Genomic DNA, 20,895 nt, shown 5'->3' with positions numbered 1-20,895 from the left:
AGTGTATAGCTTCAATGATTAAAGTGACTGTATGGAATGAATTCCACCACGAGAAGAACAACGAAGCTGTTGCGAAAATTTATCCGGACGGCATTCATGAAGCGATTGCCAAAGGAATTGCAGAGGGCGGGATTGAAGTTCGAACCGCAACGCAGGACGAGCCGGAGCACGGCTTGACGGAGGAAGTGCTGGCACAGACCGATGTCCTGATCTGGTGGGGACATCGAATCCATGATCAGGTCGATGATGCCATTGTTGAGCGTGTAAAAGCAAGAGTACTCTCTGGCATGGGTCTTATTGTGCTGCACTCGGGACACTTTTCCAAAATATTCAAGTCCCTGATGGGAACAAGCTGTGATCTGAAATGGCGTGAAGTCGGCGAGAAGGAAAGGCTGTGGGTTGTTAACCCGTCCCACCCGATTGCTGCAGGACTGCCTGAATATATTACCATTGAGCATGAGGAAATGTACGGAGAACATTTTGACATCCCGGCTCCAGACGAACTCGTATTTGTCAGTTGGTTCGAAGGAGGGGAAGTGTTCCGCAGCGGGTGCACATTTTATCGCGGACAGGGCAAAATCTTTTATTTCAGACCGGGGCATGAGACTTATCCAACCTATTACCATCCTGAAGTCCTCCAGGTTATCCGCAATGGAGTCCGCTGGGCAGCTCCATCGGGAGCGGCGGCCCCTGTCAGAGGCCATCATCAAGCGCTGGAGCCGATTAAAGGCTAGCCGGACGCAAGAACAGGCGGTAATGAATAAGAAATGATAAAGAAAGATTCTCTTCTCAAAGGAACTCTTATATTGGCGGCCGCCGCTCTGGTCGCCCGTTTTTTAGGCTTGTTCCAACGAATTCCCCTGGATCGTATACTTGGCGAGGCGGGCGGAACCTATTTCGCTCAGGCGAACAACGTGTATCTGTTTCTGCTTATTATCGCAACAGGCGGTATTCCGAGTGCAATCAGCAAGATGGTTTCCGAGCGCTATGCGCAGGGACGCGTACATGAGGGGCAGCAGATATATCGGGCCGCGCTGTTGTTCGGCGCGCTCTCCGGCATGGTAATGGCTGTGCTCCTGTATGTGCTGTCACCGTTTATTGTTGCTGAGATTTCCGGTTATCCAGGGGCGAAGCTGGCACTTCAAGCGATTGCCCCTTCATTGCTCCTGTTCCCCGCGATTGCGATGATGCGCGGTTATTTCCAGGGGAGACAGATCATGAGCGCGGGGGCTATCTCCCAAATCATAGAGCAGATTTTCCGGGTGATTACAGCAGTTGGACTGGCTCTGTTATTGCTGTCCATCGGTTATAACAGTGAATGGCTAGCAGCAGGAGCATCGTTTGGCAGCGTGCTCGGCAGCGTAGGCGCTTTCCTTGTCATGCTCTGGTATGCCCGTAAACTGCGCCGTCAGGATGCGGCGGACAAGACTATGCAAGCGACGATACAACATGAGAAAAACGCCGGTGTCGCCAAGCTGAAATTGAGAACAATCTATGGCGAGCTGTTTCGGCTGTCCGTGCCGATTGTCATTACAGCGATGACCGTGCAACTGTTATATATGTTTGACACCATGTTGTTCAACCGTGTGACGGGTGCTTTCTATTCTCCGGAAGATGCGCTTGCTGCTCTCAATTGGCTGGGGATGAGGGCGCAGGGGATTGCGGGCATCCCGCCGATTTTGGCCATTGCGCTTAGCACCTCGATTATTCCGGTTATCTCATCGGCGTACTCAGTCGGCAATATGACGGAGGTCCAGCGCCAAAGCTCGCTCGTAATGCGTATGGTGTTGTTTACGGGCATTCCTGCCGCCCTCTCGCTTACTGTTGCCGCAGTATCAGTCACCGGATTTTTATTTGAAGGCACCGGCGGCAGCGCCGTTGTTGCGGCCCTTACAGCCGGGACCATTTTTCAGATTACGATGATGACAACGAACTCCATGCTGTTCGGCATCGGCAAACAGACTAGTCCATTGCGGCATACGTTTGCAGGCATCGCAGTAAAAGTGATCGGCAGCATCGTACTTGGGCCTTTTCTTGGTGTATACGGTCTTATTATCGCTTCTACATTGTGCTTTATTATCATTACTGCACTGAACCTGGGCGTTATCCGCAAGGAGGTCAGTCTTAATGTGCTGGGTGGGCGCTGGGTTCGGTATATCCTGACGGTAGCGATTACGGGTACTCTGGGCTATGCGGTGGACGTTGGCGGAAGGACATTGCTGGAATCTTTGCCGAACAAGCTGCAGTTTTTCCTGTCGGCGGCATGTTCCGGTCTTGCCATGATTGCCAGCTATTTGATCCTGCTTGTACTGCTTAAAATTGTCACTGCGCAGGATGTGGCTTCGTTTCCGGGACCGCTGCGCAAAGTATTTACGCTGCTTCTTCGCCGTTTGGGAGGTAGTCCGTCACCGGGTCAGCCATAAAGGCTCCATGATGTTTACAGCCATTATTCAGCTGGTTATATAATAGTCGTACACCTAAATTCCCGTTACCAAAAAACAGTGGATATGCTACAATTAGTGCTGTTATCATTTATTATCGAAAGGAGAAAGAAACTTGAATAAAAAGCGGGTAAGCAAAAAAGGATTCATTGCATTATTGCTTTCATTAGTATTAATTATCGTAGCAGGCTGCCAATCCATAGGGGGGTTGGATTTTAACGCGGTTCTGAAGCAGTCCTTAAAGGTGACATCCTCTGAGGGCAGCCAAAATGTAGAGTTCAAGCTATTGTTGAAGGAGAACGCGGCAGAAGGGCTTGATCCTGATGAAGCAGCGTTGATGGAACTGTTCTCCAATATAAAGCTGGAATTGAAAGATATTAAGTTGAGTAAAGAGCAGCAATTTTCCACAAACGGTGTTCTTTCACTGGGCAGCGAGAATGTTGCATTCTCCGTGTACAGCGACAATAAGCAGGCAGTGGTACATATTGACGGGGCCAAGCGCCCATTTGTGATTACATTGAGCGACATTGCCAATTACGGCTATGGACTGGAGCCTGAAGAGGAGAATTTGGCCAATGAGCTTTCGAATGAGGAAGTGCAAAAAAAGGCTGCTGAACTCCAAAGAAAGGTCGCGGAGACTGCAGGCGGTTTTATTATTGATAAACTCCCGAATCCGAAACGGATTTCCGTCAAGCCAGGGTCTGAAACTGTTCATAATGAAAATTTGACTGGTCTGCATGTTGAGGCTGAAATTGACGGCTCTGAACTGCTGCCTTGGGCACAAAACTTCCTGTCCGCACTCATCTCTGACCCTGAAGGGATTCGCAATTTGCTGACGGAGCTGGTTCGCATTACATCCGAGCAAACTGATTTTTTGGATTCTCTTGGTCTTGAAGATCCGTTCTCCGAAGAAAATCTGGAAGGAAAAACAAAAGAGCAATTTGTTGCTGAAATCGCGGATCAGATTATCAACTTCCTCCAGGAAATCAAATCCCAGCTGGACAGCACAATCGAGGATGGCGATACAGAGCTGGCGGAAATTCTGAATGCCAATTCCTATCTGAAATTCAACCTGTTTGTAGATAGCAAGCTGGACATTCGCAAATCCGCCTTCACAGCAGTAATCAAGCCTGAAATCCCGCAGGAAGATGATGAGCTGAGCAATCTATTTGAAGGGGTCAGTCTTAATATTACAAGTGAAGCATGGAATGTGAACGGCAATGTAACTCCTGTTAAACCTGCTGAAACTTTGGCTTCGTATGGCCTCGAAAATCTTGTAAATGCCGAAAGTTTCCAAGTGATGGATTACTTCAATGAGTATTCCACGGTCTATAACTTGATGAAGAAGTTTGGTCTGAACAAGCAAACCTTGTATTTCAGCAATTATGCTTATAATCCGCCAATCTTGCTGCCGCAAGGCATTACATTGCTACCTCTGCGCGACACACTGGATCAGTTCGGCGCCAGTCTCGATTACACAGAGGATGATACGACATTCAAGATTTATGACAAACCGACCAACACAAGAATTTCACTTGTTAAAGGTTCCGATTCTTTGACTGTGAATGGAAATGTGGTAAAATGGTCCACACCAACAATCAATGTAGACGGAACGCTCTATGTGCCTGCGCGTGATCTGATTCAGGCTTTGGGCGGGAAGCTGCATTGGGAGGATTGGGGAGACGATTACAGAATCCTGATTGCAGAAAGGGAGCTGTAGACCATGCAAAAACTGCAGACTGAGCAGCAGTTTCGTGAACTAACGGGCAAGCAACAACTAACCATTGCAGTATTCAAAACGACATGGTGCCCGGATTGTCATTTCATTGATCCCTTTATGCCGGAGGTCGAAGAGAAGTACAAGGATCAGGTAACCTTCGTAGAAATCGACCGCGATGATCTGGCTGAACTGTGCAGCGAGCTGAATATCTTGGGGATTCCAAGTTTTATTGCTTTCTATGAAGGCAAGGAACTTGTGCGCTTCGTCAATAAGCTTCGCAAAAGCCGCGACGAAATTGAGCAATTCATTGACCGGGCCATTCAGGTGCAAGGTGCTTTGACCGGCAAGTAAGACTCGCGCAGTTGGGATGAATAGTAAGAATACCCGTAGTGCGGCCTGTAAAAATAGGGCTGTCCTGCGGGTATTTCATTTGGTATGGATTACGTGCTCATGAAGTGTGACAGGGTATTGACACGTTGCGAAAACCGTTGATTTGACGGGGATTGTCACATTTTCAACATGGCTTTTGCCCTTTTTTATCGCTATAATGGGTTGTAATTATTTATACGAAAAGTGGTGAATGTTTTGGTACCCAAAAGCTACCGCTTGCTTGCGCTTGTATCCTGCATAGGGATGCTGCTTGTACTATTGAACGGGGCGCTAGTAACCAACACAGGTTCGGGCAGAGGATGTGGAGATGATTGGCCGCTTTGTCATGGCAAATTCATTCCTGCCTATACGCTCGAATCTTTTATTGAATATTCTCATCGCCTGGTTACCGGGATGGTAGGAATTGTCGTTGTATTGGTATTTATATATACACTGCTCAAATTCCGCAGTCACAAGGAAGCGGTCCTTTATTCCGGAAGCGCGCTGTTTTTTACCGTATTGCAGGCGCTGCTTGGCGCTGCTGCAGTCATGTGGCCGCAGACACCGCCGGTAATGGCGCTGCATTTTGGCTTTTCGCTTATGGCATTTGCAAGCACGATGCTGCTTGTCATCTGGATATCGCGTTTCAGGAAGGGCAAGACGGAAGCCCAGTGGAATACGGTGCCAGCCTCTGTCTACAAGCTTTCGTTTGCTTTATTTGTTTATACGTATATTGTTGTCTACATGGGAGCCTATATCCGGCACACCAAATCAGGCGGGGGTTGTTTGGGCTGGCCGCTATGTAACGGAGAAGTGATCCCTGAGCTTAGTGGGGCATCCGGGATTGTGTTCCTGCACCGTATTGCCGCATTAATTCTTGTGCTGTTTGTTATCTTGCTGACCATCCATATTCACAAGCGCACCGCTCATGAAGGATTGCTAAAGGTCAGTCGCTGGGCCGTATTTTTGGTCGTTGTGCAAGTATTCAGCGGAGCGCTTTTGACGTATTCGATTGGTGATGAGAATGTGTTTATCTTCACAGGTCTGCTTCATAACCTGATTATATGCGGCTATTTTGCACTTCTAATCGATATATGCATTCAGGCATGGAGGTCCAAAGTGGGACATGCAAGGTCCTGAGTTTGAGCAAGACATGTCACTGATGTAGCTGCGCGGAGCAGTACATGATAAAATAAACAGGATGGATACCGTGCAGGGTTGTGGCTGGTGATGAAGAATATTTCAACCTTGCTTCACCATACTACCTAAGTAAGGCGCAAATTGTTGGCAGCAACAGAGTTGAGGAAAGGTGGCCTTGCGATGCTTCGTATGATGTTTGGTGAACCGCCGCGCAAGCTCGAAGGCCGATTGGGAGAGACCATTCATCTGATCCGGCGCTTCGTGTCCCTAATGCAGGAGCGGATCGAGAAAGACCCGCGGCAGGAGCATAAATTGCGGAAGTATGAAATCTGGACCCTGGGACTATTGGCTTCGCTGGATGAGCTGGAAGAGAGCCAGTATGCTGCCCATCGTTTTGCAGAACGGATCAAGACAACATCCATGGCGGAGATGACGGAAGAGGATTTGCTTAGCTATTACCGTCATGTTTATTTTGATAAAAATGCGTTTATACGCGTTTTTTCCTTGTTGGATAAACTGGGAACCTTGATGAACGATATGTTCCAACTTCAAACAGAGCGGGTTAAGCCGCATTTTTCGTATTTTACCGTTCTGCGCAATATGAGAGAGAAGAAATTGCACCCCCCTCTATCCAAAATACTGAATGAGCTGAAGGATGGCTATAAAGAACCTTTATCTCGATTGCGCAAAAGACGCAATACTGAAATTCACTACATGAACCCCGAAATGCAGGATGATCTACGCCGTCTGGACAGCATAAACAGTCAGGAAGCGGAGTTGGAGAACGTCAAAGAGCAGCTAATTGATCTGGACAAGGGCTGTGAAATGGTTGTGGAGTCCTTATACCATACGTTTGACTATGCTTACGCCAGATTTCGCTAATGGCACAGGGGCTATTTGGCGATCAAGCTGTGGAGAGGAGAAATTCCGTGGGTTTAAAGGGGAAAACAGCTTTAATAACCGGCAGTGCCAAAGGGCTTGGAAAAAGCACGGCGCTGCTTCTTGCCAGCCAGGGCTGCAATATTGTATTAAATTATGTCCACAGCGAGCAGGAAGCACTCCAGCTTAAAGCGTACATTCAATCTCTGGGTGTGGGAGCGGAGGCGGTTCAGGCGGATATTTCCGACCCCGAGCAGGTCAAGTTTCTGGCGGATGAGGCAGAGAGGACCTTCGGTAGCATTGATATTCTCATTAATAATGCTGGTCCCTTCATCAGGGAACGGAGAGTATTCCTGGATTATAGCACGAATGAGATTTATCAAATGCTGAATGGAAATTTGCTGGGCGTGATGCTGCTCGACCACCATGTGCTGCCAGGAATGCGTGAGCGTCGATGGGGGCGGATTATTCACTTTGGATTCGGTCATGCCGGAGAGGCAAGAGCGTGGCCCCATAGAGCCGTATACGCCGCAGCAAAGACAGGACTTGTATCGTTCACGAAGACGCTGGCTGTAGAGGAAGCGGCGCACGGCATCACGGTGAATATGATATGCCCGGGTGACATTCGCGGCATTAACAAAGAAAAGTCCATTGATGATGTGGAAGGGGAAATCGATGAAGAATCGCCTCGCGGCAGACCTGGGACGGGTGAGGATGTGGGGCGCGCCATCTATTTTCTTTGCGATTCGAGATCGGATTTTATTACGGGCAATATCCTGGATGTGACAGGCGGGCTTGATCCGATCAAGCGCACGCTTAAAGGATAGATCAAGCTCTAAATATAGAAAGCAAAAAAAGAGTCTGTCTGCAATATCGCCTCGGAAGGGGGCTGTGCAGACCAGACTCTTTGCTAAAGCTGAGCATGATCCGTTGTCAGGTACATGCATATCATTAAAATACTTGAACGACCTCTTGAATGCCCTCTACTTCTTCAACAAGGGCGCGTTCAATACCGGCTTTCAAGGTGATTGTTGAGCTTGGGCAGCTGCCGCAGGCGCCAACCAGCTTCAGCTTTACGATGCCATCCTCTACATCAACCAATTCAACGTCGCCGCCATCACGTTGCAGGAACGGGCGCAGCTTGTCGAGAACGTCCAATACTTCATCATACATGGTGCTTTGTGCGTTTTCGCTCATTGCCATTCACTCCTTTCTTTCTTTATTATAGTATAAAGCAAGTCAAATGAAAATGGAACTAACAAGGTCAGGTGACAAATATGCTTAAGCCAATGATTGAATTTTGCGCCAGCAATATGCATCATGGCACGTATCAGGTTATGAAACAGCTTGAAGAGCAACCGGAGTTTGAAGTCGCTGAATACGGCTGTCTGGGCAACTGCGGGGAGTGCTATCTTTCGCCTTATGCGTTGGTCGAAGGCGAGATCGTAGCCGTCGAGAATGTTGAAGAGCTATACGATCAAATTATGAAAGTACTCAAACGGCAAACAGACGATCAGGAAGCATTGGACAAGTTGCTTGATGATTTATAATCCAGCCGATGCAAGTTGTTAACCAAGATGGTGTTTCGACATCCAAAGCACTCCGCTTTTCAAAACCCGCGGCACATAGCCGATAATGGTCCGTTTGCCCATCAGGCCAAAGCCTGATTTTTTACCCAGAGAGCCGAGGACGCCCTTCAGCTTGATTTCGCCAAGCTTGCACTCTTTGTTATGCCAGATGGCATGTACAACCTCGGCGATCTGCTTGCCCTGCGCCTCAGCGGCCTGAGCGCTTGGCGAGAATGGCAGGCTGGCGCAATCTCCTAGCACGAACACCTCCGGGTGATCGGGAATCTGGTGAAGCTCGTTTATGATCAGCCGGCCTTGCGAATCCTTGGGCAGATCCATTTGCTGAACGAGAGGAACCGGCTGGATGCCGGCAGTCCATACTGTGACATCTGTTTCGATGCTTTTGTTCTGGTCGTATAGAACGCCTTGCTCCAGTCTGGTCAGTGAGACATGGCCGCACATCTCCACATGATGATTATAGAACCATGAGGCAACATAGTGTTGAAGCTTTGTCGGGAAGGCGGACAAGATATTGCTGCCGCGGTCCAGAATGCGAATGTTCAGGTCAGGCCGACTTTCTCTAAGCTCGGCGGCAACTTCGACGCCGCTCAGTCCGCCCCCGACAATCGTGACTTGTCCATAAGGCTTTACATCGCATAGCTGACGGTAGGTCTCCCGTGTTGCCGAGAACGTCTGAATAGAGGTAGAGAACTGTTCTGCACCTTCAATCCCGTGATAACGATCCGTACAGCCGAGGGCAATGGCAAGTCCGTCATATTCAATCGGGTCCTGCCCTTCTATGTGGACGGTACGGGTGTTAAAATCAATGCCGCTTACTTCCCCATAAGCAAGCTTCAGACGGGGATCAGACGGGAACGCCACTCTTAGCTCTAAATCAGAGGCCGTCCCCGCTGCTAATGCATAATACTCTGTCTTCAGTCCTTGAAAAGGCATTCTGTCGATTAAGGTAATTGTCACATCATCTGGAATCGTATCTTCGAGCAAACTTTGGGCGAGGGTAAGTCCGCCGTAGCCGCCTCCTAAAATTACAAACCGTTTCATGCGTATCCCAACCTTATCTTGTTTGGCTTTAATGAATTACTTTCATGACTTCCGGCCAGTTCTGCATTAGTATGTGCTGAATTACTCGTACACTTTCACTACGTTGTAGTAGGTATCGCGTTCGATTGGTGTCCGGCCTGCGCCTTTGACAAGCCAGATCAGATCCTCTCGAGTAATGCCCTCAGGCGTAAGAGCGCCTGCCGCGTGGCTGATGCGTTCCTTAACAATTGTCCCGTGGACATCGCTGGCTCCCATGGCCAAGGATACTTGAGTAAGCTGTGTTCCGATGTTGATGAAGTAGGCTTTGATATGCTGAATGTTGTCAAGCATCAGCCGGCTGATTGCGATTGTCTTCAAGTCTTCAAAAGCCGAGTTGCGGCGTCTGATGCCTGCCTTCGGATTGATCGGCTGCATGGACAGTGGAATGAACACCATAAAGCCATTCGTATCATCCTGCAGCTCGCGAATTTGCATCATATGCTCAATGCGCTGTTGATGGGTCTCAATTGAGCCATAAAGCATTGTCGTATGCGTGCGCAGCCCGAGTTCATGAGCAGTGCGGTGAACTTCTAAATACTGGCTGACATCCGCCTTGTTGACGCGCATTTTTTTCCTGTATTGGTCAGATAGAATCTCTGCACCACCGCCAGTGAGCGTGCCAAGTCCGGCATTGATCAATTCCTGCAGCACTTCCTTGTAGCTCAAGCCGCTAATACGGGAGAAGAAATCAATTTCCGCCGCCGTGTAAGCCTTCAAAGTAACTTCAGGAAAACGCTCCTTCAGCGCTTTGAGCGAATCGACATAATACTGGAAAGGCACATGCGGGTTATGTCCGCCGACAATATGGAACTCCCGTACGCCAGGGTGGAAATGCTTTTCTACATAATCAATCATTTCGGGACCGCTCAGCGTATAAGCGCCCTCGTCGCCCTGATCCTTGCGGAAGTTGCAAAAAGCGCAGTGCGCTTCACAGACATTGGTGAAGTACAGGCTCATATTTTCTATAAAATAAACGTTCTTGCCGTTCTTGCGAAGATTGACCTCATTGGCCAACTGTCCGACAGACAATAAATCATCGGTTTGGTACAAAAATATACCGTCCTCTAATGACAGGCGTTCGCCATGACGAACTTTCTCGGATATCTCCTGAAATCGCTTTTCTGGTGTAGTCACGACGATGTTCATGACCAAAACCTCCTTCAAAAATGACCTCTCATTCAGTGTTAACTCTTTTTGAAAATATAAGAATTTATAAAGTTCCTTCTATAAATGAGCTTATATTTCACCACGAAACGAAGTTTTTGCTCGTCCAAGGACGGCAAAGCCGTTTGCGCTTGACCAAAGCAATAAGACCGTCATCTCTACACTGATATCAGGCTATCAGGCAGGGATGCGGTTTGTGAAAAAAGTAACAAGCAATACCTTAAAGAATTAACTGTCCTCATTATAAACCTCTTGTCAAGCAGCAGCAACAAGAAAGTAGTGACCGGTGTCATTTGGAACGGTTGAGAGAAATGAAAATGTGCAGTATACTAAAGGGGCAAGACAGTCAGGTCAGGAGGGATATCCATGATTGAAATCAGTTCAGCTGCGACATCGAGAATTAAAGATATGTTGCTGGAGGAAGACACGCCGGGTCTGTTTCTCCGCATTGGCGTAAAAGAAGGCGGTTGCTCCGGATTTTCCTATGGAATGGGATTCGACGACGAGCAGCACGATAACGATAAAGAATTGTCCATTGAGGGGCTTAAGGTGGTCGTGGATGATGACAGCTTAAAATATTTAAACGGCCTGCAGATTGACTTCAAGGAATCGTCCATGGGCGGAGGGTTTACAATTGAGAATCCCAATGCTACTGCTACCTGCGGATGCGGCTCCAGCTTCAGAACGGCTGCCGATGCGGGCAAACCGGCTCCTGCGGGCGAGTGTTAATTGAAGAGCCTGCCAAGATTTTCGGGATTTTTAACGGTGGTTTTCACGGTGATTTATACCGGATTGCTTAACGTTGGCATTGACGATTTAGGGTTGATAGTTACAACGGATTTTTGAACGTTATAAATCCCGAATATAATAACAATCCCTAAATATTCATTTAAGGGTTGTCAATTACGCCTCTTTGACGATCTGTCTCGTACAGATAACCGTTAGGAGGCGTTTTTATTTGGCTTTAGCGAAATGTAAGAGAAAGATTCAAGTTACCTGACAAGAGTTTCCCGAACTAACGTTCCAAGAAGCATTGGATATGGTAATGGCTACGAAAAAGGCGGAGGGTCTTCGAGAACGTACTGTGAGGGACTACGTTAAAGGTTCGTTTACTTTACTGATTGGTTAACTAAATATCATCCGGGTATAACAATGGTTCTATCTCCTGCAATTTTTCGGGATCATATTGCGTGGATGAAGTATGAGGCACGGAGATAACTAGAACGAGATGGGTTGATAGGGGGAAATCATTTGCTGGCGTATAGCTCCTTCGCCAAGACGTTGATTTAACTAATTGTTTGTCCCGGGTTACAGGTGGAAACTCTTGTAAAAAGTGGTATAATTAACTTATTAGTGGCATACACTACGTTTAAAACTGTAGTGGAGGCTTGGTAAATGTCATCTGATTCTAATACATATAAGGAGGGAGACAGTGTGAAGAGCGCCCTCAAAAAGAAATACCCAAATCTTGACGTCAAAGTTGATTACGCTAAGTTGCTTAAAGAATTCGAGCTTCCGGAAATAAAGGGCGAAACCATCATACTAAACCCAGATAACCCCACACACAGAGATTGGTTGGAACCAGAAGATGTTGAAAATGAAGAGTGAGTTTGCACGAGCCGGGGAATGTCTATAAGGGAGAGTTTCAATATCAAGATTCTTCTAAAAAAAATTTCAGAAGAATGGTTTTAATTGATGTAGTAACACATAATGATGAAGAAGTTGGCCTGATGACGCAAATCACCGGGCAAGGGCCGAAGTTTCCCCCAGGATATTACGATCAATTTCGTGAACCGATAAATCATTGGCAACTAAGTGGTTTAACAAAAATGTCATATGCAAGAGTGAATAAAAACTTTTTCTCCCTGTGAATGTCCTACGCAAACCTATAGGTAAAATGGAAGAAGAAGAGTTTCTTAGGATAGCATCAGCGGCGCTCTCATACATTCGTGAAAATGGATTTAACCACTAGCCCCGGTAACCCCAACGTAATCAAACGGATACGATCCGAATGGTCTACGAAGGTTACGGGGCTTTTTTGCGTGCATTTAACTATCAATTAACAGCAATATAATAGAAGACAGCGAGAAGCAGGCGCTGATCAGGAACAGAAATGAAATCACTTGTACAGGTTTGAGTCCTGTATGCAAAAGCCGGTAATGTATTTGGGTGGCATCCGCTTTATAAATCGGCTTTTTTTGTATGAGCCGCTTGAACACAACGAACAGATTATCGAAGATCGGAACGCCAAGCGCCAGAATCGGAATGAATAGCGAGAGTACAGTTGCCTGCTTGAACGCGCCATCCAAGGCAATTACGCTTAGTATGAAACCGAGGAACGTCGCTCCCGCGTCCCCCATAAATACCCGTGCAGGCGGTTTGTTGTATCGCAGATAAGCTAATGCTGAGCCTGCCAAAATAATCGCCATAATCGCTGATTCTGTCTGTCCCATTGCAAGGGCGACAATAAACAGCGTCGCAGAAGAAATTGTGGATAAGCCTCCAGCAAGACCATCCATCCCATCAGAGAAATTAATCACAGTCGTCACGCCGAATATCCAGGCGATCGTCAAAATAAATTGCAACATATAAGGAAGATGAATAAATTCAGAGGTAAAAGGATTAATAAAGCCTTCAAACGCGATGCCCGAGAAAAAAACGATTGCGGCTGCCATGACTTGTACAATAAATTTGGGCAGCGCCGGGAAGTCTTTGCCGCGTGTCTTGTACCAGTCATCGAGCGTACCGATTGTCAGAAGCAGCACAGATCCCGCCAAAATAGCGTACGTCCCGGGGGTAATTTTCTGTGTAAAGATGAAGTACGCAATAAAAAAGCCTGAAAATATAGCATAGCTTGCTGTAAGCGGAATCGGCTCTTTATGTATTTTTCGTTCAGAATCTTGTCTTGGCTTATCCAGGAAATCAATACGAAACGCGAGCCTGCTAAGTGGAGGAATCAGAAAAAGAACAATTGCAAATGCTGTTGAAAATGAAGCCAGGTAAACAATAAGGATCAGCTCCTATTCTTATAAGATTCCTTTTTGCCCGTCAAAGAACGGAAAACCCATTGCGCTTGAAAAGTGAAATTTGTTGAGGTTTGTTGGTCTCTCTGCACGTTCATCGCTGAAAATAGGCTGAATTTGATTCATTTCGAGCTTTTTTACAATTTTTTCATAGTATTAGACGATGTACAAGTCGAAAAGGTTTCAAAAATACCCGTGGTTCAGGCGGATTCCAACAGGAATTCACCAAAGCCGCCGGGTATTTTTTAATAAAGATTTTATAAACTTCTCATAAAAGGAGCAGGGGTCAGCTTTCTTGCTCCTCGCGCTGCTGATAGGCAATCACGACGATGTCCTCGCCTGTGATGTCCCGGCAATGCGCCTCAAACTTCTGCAATTCCTCCAACAGGGAGTCAGGGAGCTTGGCCGGAAGATACTCGTTGTCCATAGCAGAGCCTAGATGGAACGGGCGCCGAGTTGCTCCTGAGCAATCTGCACCAGACGGCGGGTGATGTATCCACCGAGAGACCCGGCGTCACGGGTCGCCATGTTGCCATAATAGCCGTCCGGAGGAATTTGAATGCCGAGCTCCTGCGCGACCTCGTATTTCATTTGCTCCAGTGCTGCACGCGCTTGCGGAACGAGGAGTTGATTGGAACGGTTTCTTGCCATAATATCCACCTCCTGATTTATTCATGAGTATTATGTAACCAGTATCGTTGCTTTATGCACAATATGGTGTGGAACCATAAATTTTCCTCGACATGATGAGAAGTTTTCTAGCTGTCAAAGAACGGCAAGAGCCGCTTACGGGTGGTCGAGCATAGCCAATTTTAAGGCGTCTGACAGGTGTCAATCATCCAAGAGACATCTGTCTCTCATACATACATATAGAGTATAACCCCAAGAAAGGAGACTTGAAGAGATGGGCGAAGGTATCGGAAGGCAACTTGCCAGCAAATGGGCTAAGACATCTGCATTGCTGTCGCACCCGCGGATTGCTCCCCATATTCCTCCGACACGAATGTATACGAAAGAAAATCTGCGCAGCATGCTCTCCTCCTATGGCATGGTCGTCATCAAACCGGTCAGGGGGGCAGGGGGACATGGCGTTATTAAAGTCAGCCGTACACAGGGGGGCTATAGCTATACGTATTACTCTCACCGAAAAAGCTTCTCCTCCTTTGAAGCCTTGACCTCTTCCTTGGCGAGCACGAAGAAAAACCGCAAGTATTTGATCCAGCGCGGCATTCACCTGGCTACTATTAGCGGCAGGCCGATTGACTATCGGGTTAAGAACGTCAAGACAGGAGAAGGCTGGGCTATCCGCTCCATGGTTGGGCGTCTGGCGCGTCAAGGGCTGTTCGTCACCAATTTGTGCCGGGGAGGCACACGATTGACAGCTGCTCAAGGGATTAGGGGGTCGCTTTCGGCTGGATTGGTCAAGCGCAAGAAGCGGGAAATGCGGGAACTGACCCGAATATCCACACAAGTGCTGGAGAGCAGATATCCGGGAATCGGTCAGCTTGGCTTCGACTACGGTTTGGACAAAAACGGGAAGATATGGATCTTTGAAGTCAATACCCGGCCGCAATAATAGAGAAGAAACGCGCAGGGAACGATGAATTTTAATTCAGGAAAATTTATCAAAGATTGGATATTCATTTGATTTTTTTATGGAACTGTTCTGAAAATAGCATGTGAATAAAATTATCCACATCATCCCCAAGGGATTTTCCTCACAATTCGACGTCTGTCCACAATCTATGCACATGATTTCCACATGGTAATGTGGATAAATGGAACAGTTGTTCTGATAAATAGGACATGTTAAGATGATGAGGAAGAAAAAGGGAAGGATGTGTTGGACATGGAGATCCTTTCAGATGAAATGCTTGTCGACAGTTACAATCTGGCGATACAGTTGGACTTGGACCCTGAATTTATTGGCATGCTTTTCGAGGAAATTACAAAAAGAGATATTGAGCCCAAAAAGTATCGGCTGGGTGCGTAAGGGGTAGGGGGTCATATCCCATACGATTTCCACTCGGCAACCATGATTTCCGTCACATTCCCGCGTTTCTCGCAGTGACAATGATGCTGGCAGTAGAATGGATTGCGGGGGTTGGACAAGTGTCCCGCTTCAATCATTCATAGGCTGATAGGGAACGTAGGCCCCGTTCTTTTTGGCCTCTTCCATCATCATGCCGTCACATGCAGGACATTCAACTGTCAACACATGAATTTCATTGCACACCGGACATAGCATCGGCAGGGTGTTCTCCTTTGGCCGTTAAGCGCTTGCTTGACGTCGTTTGAAGCCAAAGGCAGGATGCCCTGTCTTTATATTTTTAAACCAAACGAGTTCGACTCCCTCCAGATTTGATGCTTCGACAATGGAACATATTTTAGCACCAATTTATGTGAAATAAATCACATACAAATAAAACTATCCCATGTACGATAAGGGTAACAACAGTGATCCCACTTCAGAGACTGCTGCAGCAATCTTGTCACAAGGTCCAGGCTTCATGTTAGAGCGGCCCTAGCAGGATGTCCGCATACTCAAAAGGAGGAATTATCATGGCTGTTAAGGAGAGCAATTTGAATTCCATGCCTGCACAGGAGGAAGTCAATCAATTAGTGACACGCGCAAAGCGCGCGCAGGAGGCGTATCTGAGACTGGATCAGGCACAAGTCGACCGGATTGTCCAATCCATGGCGCTCGCAGGACTGGACCGTCATATGGAGCTTGCTAAAATGGCGGTTGAAGAAACGGGACGCGGCGTATATGAGGACAAAATCACGAAAAATATTTTTGCAACGGAGTATATTTACCACAATATTAAAAACAACAAAACGGTTGGCATTATTGAGGAAAATTCCTATGAAAGCTATCAGTTGGTGGCGGAGCCGATTGGTATCATTGCCGGAGTTACACCAGTTACCAACCCGACATCGACAACGATGTTCAAGACACTTATCGCAGCGAAGACGCGCAACCCGATTATTTTCGCCTTCCACCCATCAGCACAGAAGTGCAGCGCAGCGGCAGCAAAAACATTGCTTGAAGCTGCTGTGGCAAGCGGAGCGCCAGCGCATTGTGTGCAGTGGATCGAATCCCCTTCCCTGGAAGCGACACAGCTATTAATGAATCACCCGGATATTTCCCTTGTACTTGCAACAGGCGGCGCGTCGATGGTGAAAGCGGCATACAGCACCGGCAAGCCAGCGCTTGGGGTGGGACCTGGCAATGTGCCTTGCCTGATCGAGAAATCTGCTGATTTGGAGCAGGCCGTGACCGATCTGATCCTGTCTAAAACGTTCGACCACGGCATGATCTGCGCCTCGGAGCAATCCGTCATCATCGAGGAGCCGGTCTATGATCAGGTGAAACAACTAATGAAGGAAAACGGCTGCTATTTTCTGACCAAGGCGGAGACAGAACAGGTTTCGGGGCTCGTCATTAATAAGGAGAAATGTGCGGTTAATGCCGTTATCGTTGGACAAAGCGCGGTGAAAATTGCAGCGATGGCGGGCATTCAAGTGCCAAGCGATACAAAAATATTAGTCGCAGAGCTGCAAGGCGTCGGGGAAGCCTACCCGTTGTCCGCCGAGAAGCTGAGTCCTGTACTCGCCTGCTATAAAGTAAAAACGGCGGAGCAAGGCATCGAACGAGCCGCTGAAGTCGTCGCTTTTGGCGGGATGGGCCACTCGTCGGTCATTCATTCGCGCAACAGCAAAGTCATCGATAAATTCGCGAATCGGTTGAAAACCGGTCGCGTCATCGTCAATGCGCCTTCGACGCACGGAGCGATTGGTGACTTGTACAATACGAATCTGCCATCGCTCACACTGGGCTGCGGCTCGTACGGGCAAAACTCGACAACCTCTAATGTAACAGCCGTCAATCTGTTGAATATGAAGCGCGTCGCCTTCCGGACAGTTAATATGCAATGGTTTAAGGTTCCGCCTAAAGTCTATTTTGAGAAAGGCTCGACGCAGTACCTGGAGAAGATGCTGGATATTTCCCGGGTCATGGTTGTCACCGATGCAACGATGGTGAAACTGGGCTATGTGGAGAAGCTGGAATATTATTTGCGCAAACGTCCGAATCCGGTCTATATCGAAGTATTCTCGGATGTTGAGCCGGACCCGTCGGTCGATACAGTGGAGCGGGGCAGAGCGATGATGGAGGACTTTCAGCCAGATTGTATTATAGCGCTCGGCGGAGGCTCGCCAATGGATGCGGCCAAGGCAATGTGGCTGTTCTATGAGTATCCCGACACTAGCTTTCATTCGCTCAAGCAGAAGTTCCTTGATATCCGCAAGCGGGTGTACAAATATCCGCGGCTCGGCCGCAAAGCCAAATTCGTAGCGATCCCGACAACTTCGGGTACCGGTTCGGAGGTGACCTCTTTCGCCGTCATTACCGACAAGCGGGAGGGCAACACGAAGTATCCGCTGGCAGATTATGAGCTGACGCCGGATGTGGCGATCATTGATCCGGATTTTGTCTACAGCCTGCCGAAGACAGCGGTGGCGGATACGGGGATGGATGTGCTTACTCACGCCATCGAAGCGTATGTGTCGGTCATGGCCAACGACTACACGGACGGCTTGGCACTGCAGGCGATCCGGCTCGTCTTCCAATACCTGGAGCAGTCGTATCATGAGGCGGACCCCGTGGGCCGGGAAAAAATGCACAATGCTTCGACGATAGCCGGCATGGCTTTTGCCAACGCATTCCTCGGCATCAATCACAGCCTCGCGCATAAATGGGGTGGTCAATACCATACCGCTCACGGGCGCACCAATGCGATTTTGCTGCCGCATGTCATCAAGTACAATGCCGGGAAACCGACGAAATTTGCTTCGTTCCCGAAATATGCCCGCTTTATCGCGGATGAGCGGTATGCGGAGATTGCCCGGATGCTGGGATTGCCGGCGAATACCAAGGAGGAGGGTGTCCGCAGTCTGATCGAAGCGATCCGCAAGCTGAACCGCTCGCTTGGCATTCCGGAGAGCTTTAGTGAGCTGGGCTTTGACAAGGCGGATTTTGAAGCGAAGGTTGCTGGACTGGCAGATCGCGCCTTTGAAGACCAGTGTACAACTGCCAATCCGAAAATGCCGCTCGTGACCGAACTGGCAGATGTTTACCGCAATGCGTTTTATGGCAAATTTTAAGGATTTGAATCCATTCAACCTTGGAGGTGCTATTGAGATGGCGATGAAGGAACGGGAAGTTGCCGCACGGACTCAGCAAGGAAATCAGGCATGGCGCGGATTCGAAGGATTGTCATGGAAAAGAAAGATTGATATGAATGCCTTTCTGGAAAGCAATCTCATCCCCTATGCCGGGGATGAGTCTTTCCTTGCAGGACCGACGGCTCGGACGGAGGAGCTATGGCAGCGTGTGAGAGAATTGCTCCAGGCGGAGCAGCACAATGGGGGAGTGCTGGATATTGATGTTCGTACGGTATCCTCGATTACTTCTCATGCTCCAGGCTATATTGACAAGGACAAAGAGACCATTGTCGGCTTGCAGACCGATGCGCCGTTGCGAAGAGCGATTCAGCCCTACGGCGGAATTCGGATGGCCGCTGATGCGTGCTCCGCTTACGGCTACCAGCTGCCGGATGAACTGTTGCGGCTGTTCACCGAAGTTCGCAAGACACATAATCAGGGTGTATTCGATGCTTATACCACAGAGATGCGAACCGCACGCAGAGCGGGGATCGTTACGGGACTGCCGGATGCTTACGGTCGTGGACGAATTATCGGGGATTATCGGAGAGTAGCGCTGTATGGCGTAGATCGGCTGATTCAAGGTAAGCAGGAGGAATTGCTCCAGCTTGAGGTTGATGCCATGAGCGAGGAGGTCATCCGGCTGCGCGAAGAGCTGTCGGAGCAGATTCGCAGCCTGAATGAACTGAAGAAGATGGCGGCCTCTTATGGATTTAATATTTCACAGCCTGCGGGCAATGCGAAGGAAGCGGTCCAGTGGCTCTACTTTGCCTATCTTGCGGCCATTAAGGAGCAGAATGGCGCGGCGATGAGCCTCGGGCGTGTATCAAGCTTTTTGGACATTTATCTGGAGAGGGATTTGACCGAAGGGATACTGACAGAGGAACAGGCGCAGGAGTTAATTGACCATTTTGTCATGAAGCTGCGGATCGTGAAATTTTTACGTACGCCGGATTACAATGAGTTGTTCAGCGGCGACCCGACCTGGGTAACGGAGTCGATTGGCGGGATGGGGCTGGACGGAAAGACGCGGGTGACGCGAACCTCCTTCCGCTTCCTTCATACGCTGTACAACCTGGGACCGGCGCCAGAGCCGAACCTGACCGTGCTGTGGTCCCAGCAGCTTCCGGAGAAGTTCAAGCGCTATTGCGCCAAGGTCTCATCGGAGACCAGCTCGATCCAATATGAAAATGATGATTTGATGCGGCCACGCTTCGGAGATGATTATGGGATTGCCTGCTGTGTATCGGCAATGAGGATCGGCAAGCAAATGCAGTTCTTCGGAGCACGCGCTAACCTGGCCAAGGCGCTGCTGTACGCGATTAATGGCGGTGTCGATGAAAAGCTCGGCATTCAGGTCGGGCCGCCGATTGCCCCCGTCACCTCCGAGGTGCTTGATTATGAAGAAGTGGCGGCAAAATTCGAGGTCATGCAGGAATGGCTGGCAAAGCTGTATATGAACACCTTGAACGTCATTCACTATATGCACGATAAATACTGTTACGAGCGTATCGAGATGGCGCTGCATGACCGGGATATTGTACGTACGATGGCTTGCGGCATCGCCGGATTGTCTGTGGCGGCCGACAGCTTGAGCGCGATCCGTTATGCCAAGGTGCGTCCGGTACGCAATGAACAGGGGCTGGCGGTAGATTTTGAAATCGAAGGGGAATATCCGCAGTATGGCAACAACAACGATCAGGTCGACAGCATCGCCGTACACTTGGTTGAGGGCTTCATGGAGAAGCTGCGCAAGCATAAGCCATACCGCAATGCAATACCGACCATGTCGGTGCTGACAATTACGTCTAATGTTGTATACGGCAAGAAGACGGGGACGACACCAGACGGACGAAAGGCGGGCGAGCCGTTCGCGCCAGGCGCTAATCCGATGCATGGCCGTGACCGTAAAGGGGCGCTGGCATCTCTAAGCTCGGTTGCGAAGCTGCCTTATGATTGCAGTCTGGATGGCATCTCCAACACCTTCTCAATTGTTCCCAAGGCGCTTGGCAAGGAGGAGGAAGCCCGATTCTCCAATCTCGTTTCATTGCTTGACGGCTATACGGCAAGCGGCGGGCACCATTTGAACGTCAACGTATTCGACCGGGAGCACTTGATAGACGCGATGGAGCACCCGGAGAAATATCCGCAGCTTACGATTCGCGTATCCGGCTATGCTGTCAATTTCAACAAGCTTACCCGCGAGCAGCAGCTTGATGTTATTAACCGGACCTTCCACGGTTCTGTATAAATCGCCGGAGTGT

21 protein-coding genes are annotated in these 20,895 nt (G+C 48.7%); 15 read left to right on the top strand and 6 right to left on the bottom strand.

Annotation, left to right across the window (positions count from 1 at the left end):
* Positions 1 to 14: 14 nt before the first annotated feature.
* The 7 genes from JFN88_RS13540 to JFN88_RS13510 all read left to right on the top strand — a co-directional run bounded on the left by JFN88_RS13540 (position 15) and on the right by JFN88_RS13510 (position 7,376).
* Entirely contained in the window at positions 15 to 734 is a 720-nt protein-coding gene (locus JFN88_RS13540) for a ThuA domain-containing protein (protein WP_199019818.1), read from the top strand.
* Positions 735 to 767: 33 nt separating this feature from the next.
* Positions 768 to 2,423, top strand: a complete 1,656-nt coding sequence (locus JFN88_RS13535) for a putative polysaccharide biosynthesis protein (RefSeq protein ID WP_199019817.1) — start codon at positions 768 to 770, stop codon at positions 2,421 to 2,423.
* A 133-nt stretch (positions 2,424 to 2,556) separates the two neighbouring features.
* Positions 2,557 to 4,161, top strand: a complete 1,605-nt coding sequence (locus JFN88_RS13530; RefSeq protein ID WP_199019816.1) for a copper amine oxidase N-terminal domain-containing protein — start codon at positions 2,557 to 2,559, stop codon at positions 4,159 to 4,161.
* Between the two features lie 3 nt (positions 4,162 to 4,164).
* Entirely contained in the window at positions 4,165 to 4,512 is a 348-nt protein-coding gene (locus JFN88_RS13525) for a thioredoxin family protein (protein ID WP_199019815.1), read from the top strand.
* 225 nt (positions 4,513 to 4,737) lie between these two features.
* Entirely contained in the window at positions 4,738 to 5,670 is a 933-nt protein-coding gene (locus tag JFN88_RS13520) for a COX15/CtaA family protein (RefSeq protein ID WP_379167001.1), read from the top strand.
* 180 nt (positions 5,671 to 5,850) lie between these two features.
* Entirely contained in the window at positions 5,851 to 6,552 is a 702-nt protein-coding gene (locus tag JFN88_RS13515; RefSeq protein ID WP_199019813.1) for a Cthe_2314 family HEPN domain-containing protein, read from the top strand.
* A complete protein-coding gene (locus JFN88_RS13510) occupies positions 6,552 to 7,376 on the top strand; it encodes an SDR family oxidoreductase (RefSeq protein WP_199019812.1) in 825 nt (274 codons plus the stop codon). The genes JFN88_RS13515 and JFN88_RS13510 overlap by 1 nt, the downstream gene beginning before the upstream one ends.
* A gap of 124 nt (positions 7,377 to 7,500) precedes the next feature.
* On the opposite strand, the gene JFN88_RS13505 is transcribed toward JFN88_RS13510, so the two are convergent.
* Positions 7,501 to 7,746: a NifU family protein gene (locus JFN88_RS13505; RefSeq protein ID WP_199019811.1), complete on the bottom strand. Its 246-nt coding sequence runs from the start codon at positions 7,744 to 7,746 to the stop codon at positions 7,501 to 7,503.
* Between the two features lie 80 nt (positions 7,747 to 7,826).
* Here JFN88_RS13505 and JFN88_RS13500 point away from each other — a divergent pair, with 80 nt between their 5' ends.
* Positions 7,827 to 8,099: a YuzB family protein gene (locus JFN88_RS13500; protein ID WP_199019810.1), complete on the top strand. Its 273-nt coding sequence runs from the start codon at positions 7,827 to 7,829 to the stop codon at positions 8,097 to 8,099.
* 18 nt (positions 8,100 to 8,117) lie between these two features.
* On the opposite strand, the gene JFN88_RS13495 is transcribed toward JFN88_RS13500, so the two are convergent.
* Positions 8,118 to 9,179: an NAD(P)/FAD-dependent oxidoreductase gene (locus JFN88_RS13495; protein WP_199019809.1), complete on the bottom strand. Its 1,062-nt coding sequence runs from the start codon at positions 9,177 to 9,179 to the stop codon at positions 8,118 to 8,120.
* Between the two features lie 81 nt (positions 9,180 to 9,260).
* Complete coding sequence (gene mqnE / locus JFN88_RS13490) at positions 9,261 to 10,364, bottom strand: aminofutalosine synthase MqnE (protein WP_199019808.1); 1,104 nt, start codon at positions 10,362 to 10,364, stop codon at positions 9,261 to 9,263.
* A gap of 384 nt (positions 10,365 to 10,748) precedes the next feature.
* Here mqnE and JFN88_RS13485 point away from each other — a divergent pair, with 384 nt between their 5' ends.
* The 3 genes from JFN88_RS13485 to JFN88_RS13475 all read left to right on the top strand — a co-directional run bounded on the left by JFN88_RS13485 (position 10,749) and on the right by JFN88_RS13475 (position 12,253).
* The gene (locus JFN88_RS13485; protein WP_199019807.1) at positions 10,749 to 11,111 is read left to right on the top strand and encodes a HesB/IscA family protein; all 363 of its coding nucleotides are present in this window, start codon (positions 10,749 to 10,751) and stop codon (positions 11,109 to 11,111) included.
* 666 nt (positions 11,112 to 11,777) lie between these two features.
* Entirely contained in the window at positions 11,778 to 11,990 is a 213-nt protein-coding gene (locus JFN88_RS13480) for a hypothetical protein (RefSeq protein WP_199019806.1), read from the top strand.
* Complete coding sequence (locus tag JFN88_RS13475) at positions 11,987 to 12,253, top strand: hypothetical protein (protein WP_199019805.1); 267 nt, start codon at positions 11,987 to 11,989, stop codon at positions 12,251 to 12,253. Before JFN88_RS13480 ends, JFN88_RS13475 begins: the two co-directional genes overlap by 4 nt.
* Before the next feature lie 177 nt (positions 12,254 to 12,430).
* Here the strand turns inward: JFN88_RS13475 and JFN88_RS13470 are convergent, their stop codons facing one another.
* The 3 genes from JFN88_RS13470 to JFN88_RS13460 all read right to left on the bottom strand — a co-directional run bounded on the left by JFN88_RS13470 (position 12,431) and on the right by JFN88_RS13460 (position 14,056).
* Positions 12,431 to 13,399 (bottom strand): MraY family glycosyltransferase, encoded by a 969-nt coding sequence (locus JFN88_RS13470; protein ID WP_199019882.1) that lies wholly within the window; start codon positions 13,397 to 13,399, stop codon positions 12,431 to 12,433.
* A gap of 292 nt (positions 13,400 to 13,691) precedes the next feature.
* Entirely contained in the window at positions 13,692 to 13,832 is a 141-nt protein-coding gene (locus JFN88_RS13465; RefSeq protein WP_199019804.1) for a hypothetical protein, read from the bottom strand.
* Positions 13,833 to 13,840: 8 nt separating this feature from the next.
* Positions 13,841 to 14,056, bottom strand: a complete 216-nt coding sequence (locus JFN88_RS13460; protein WP_199019803.1) for an alpha/beta-type small acid-soluble spore protein — start codon at positions 14,054 to 14,056, stop codon at positions 13,841 to 13,843.
* A gap of 253 nt (positions 14,057 to 14,309) precedes the next feature.
* Between JFN88_RS13460 and JFN88_RS13455 the strand changes: the two genes are divergently transcribed.
* The 4 genes from JFN88_RS13455 to pflB all read left to right on the top strand — a co-directional run bounded on the left by JFN88_RS13455 (position 14,310) and on the right by pflB (position 20,882).
* Positions 14,310 to 14,981 (top strand): YheC/YheD family protein, encoded by a 672-nt coding sequence (locus JFN88_RS13455; RefSeq protein WP_199019802.1) that lies wholly within the window; start codon positions 14,310 to 14,312, stop codon positions 14,979 to 14,981.
* Between the two features lie 273 nt (positions 14,982 to 15,254).
* A complete protein-coding gene (sda, locus tag JFN88_RS13450; protein ID WP_199019801.1) occupies positions 15,255 to 15,398 on the top strand; it encodes a sporulation histidine kinase inhibitor Sda in 144 nt (47 codons plus the stop codon).
* A gap of 569 nt (positions 15,399 to 15,967) precedes the next feature.
* A complete protein-coding gene (gene adhE / locus JFN88_RS13445; protein ID WP_199019800.1) occupies positions 15,968 to 18,571 on the top strand; it encodes a bifunctional acetaldehyde-CoA/alcohol dehydrogenase in 2,604 nt (867 codons plus the stop codon).
* Positions 18,572 to 18,608: 37 nt separating this feature from the next.
* Positions 18,609 to 20,882 carry a formate C-acetyltransferase gene (pflB, locus tag JFN88_RS13440; RefSeq protein WP_199019799.1) on the top strand — a complete coding sequence of 758 codons (2,274 nt, stop codon included), beginning with the start codon at positions 18,609 to 18,611 and terminating at the stop codon, positions 20,880 to 20,882.
* Positions 20,883 to 20,895: the final 13 nt, after the last annotated feature.

Origin of the sequence: Paenibacillus roseus (assembly GCF_016424485.1) — a bacterium.
Lineage (GTDB): Bacteria > Bacillota > Bacilli > Paenibacillales > Paenibacillaceae > Paenibacillus_D > Paenibacillus_D roseus.
Note: the sequence above shows the minus strand (reverse complement) of the source record. Positions and strands in the feature narration are given on the sequence as shown.

What these genes read in the sequence shown, in the direction of transcription:
- JFN88_RS13540 (WP_199019818.1), top strand. Translation starts at nt 15, where the DNA reads ATGATTAAAGTGACTGTATGGAATGAATTCCACCACGAGAAGAACAAC.
- JFN88_RS13535 (WP_199019817.1), top strand. Translation starts at nt 768, where the DNA reads ATGATAAAGAAAGATTCTCTTCTCAAAGGAACTCTTATATTGGCGGCC.
- JFN88_RS13525 (WP_199019815.1), top strand. Translation starts at nt 4,165, where the DNA reads ATGCAAAAACTGCAGACTGAGCAGCAGTTTCGTGAACTAACGGGCAAG.
- JFN88_RS13515 (WP_199019813.1), top strand. Translation starts at nt 5,851, where the DNA reads ATGCTTCGTATGATGTTTGGTGAACCGCCGCGCAAGCTCGAAGGCCGA.
- JFN88_RS13510 (WP_199019812.1), top strand. Translation starts at nt 6,552, where the DNA reads ATGGCACAGGGGCTATTTGGCGATCAAGCTGTGGAGAGGAGAAATTCC.
- JFN88_RS13505 (WP_199019811.1), bottom strand. Translation starts at nt 7,746, where the DNA reads ATGAGCGAAAACGCACAAAGCACCATGTATGATGAAGTATTGGACGTT.
- JFN88_RS13500 (WP_199019810.1), top strand. Translation starts at nt 7,827, where the DNA reads ATGCTTAAGCCAATGATTGAATTTTGCGCCAGCAATATGCATCATGGC.
- JFN88_RS13495 (WP_199019809.1), bottom strand. Translation starts at nt 9,179, where the DNA reads ATGAAACGGTTTGTAATTTTAGGAGGCGGCTACGGCGGACTTACCCTC.
- mqnE (WP_199019808.1), bottom strand. Translation starts at nt 10,364, where the DNA reads ATGAACATCGTCGTGACTACACCAGAAAAGCGATTTCAGGAGATATCC.
- JFN88_RS13485 (WP_199019807.1), top strand. Translation starts at nt 10,749, where the DNA reads ATGATTGAAATCAGTTCAGCTGCGACATCGAGAATTAAAGATATGTTG.
- JFN88_RS13480 (WP_199019806.1), top strand. Translation starts at nt 11,778, where the DNA reads ATGTCATCTGATTCTAATACATATAAGGAGGGAGACAGTGTGAAGAGC.
- JFN88_RS13465 (WP_199019804.1), bottom strand. Translation starts at nt 13,832, where the DNA reads ATGGACAACGAGTATCTTCCGGCCAAGCTCCCTGACTCCCTGTTGGAG.
- JFN88_RS13460 (WP_199019803.1), bottom strand. Translation starts at nt 14,056, where the DNA reads ATGGCAAGAAACCGTTCCAATCAACTCCTCGTTCCGCAAGCGCGTGCA.
- JFN88_RS13455 (WP_199019802.1), top strand. Translation starts at nt 14,310, where the DNA reads ATGGGCGAAGGTATCGGAAGGCAACTTGCCAGCAAATGGGCTAAGACA.
- sda (WP_199019801.1), top strand. Translation starts at nt 15,255, where the DNA reads ATGGAGATCCTTTCAGATGAAATGCTTGTCGACAGTTACAATCTGGCG.
- adhE (WP_199019800.1), top strand. Translation starts at nt 15,968, where the DNA reads ATGGCTGTTAAGGAGAGCAATTTGAATTCCATGCCTGCACAGGAGGAA.
- pflB (WP_199019799.1), top strand. Translation starts at nt 18,609, where the DNA reads ATGGCGATGAAGGAACGGGAAGTTGCCGCACGGACTCAGCAAGGAAAT.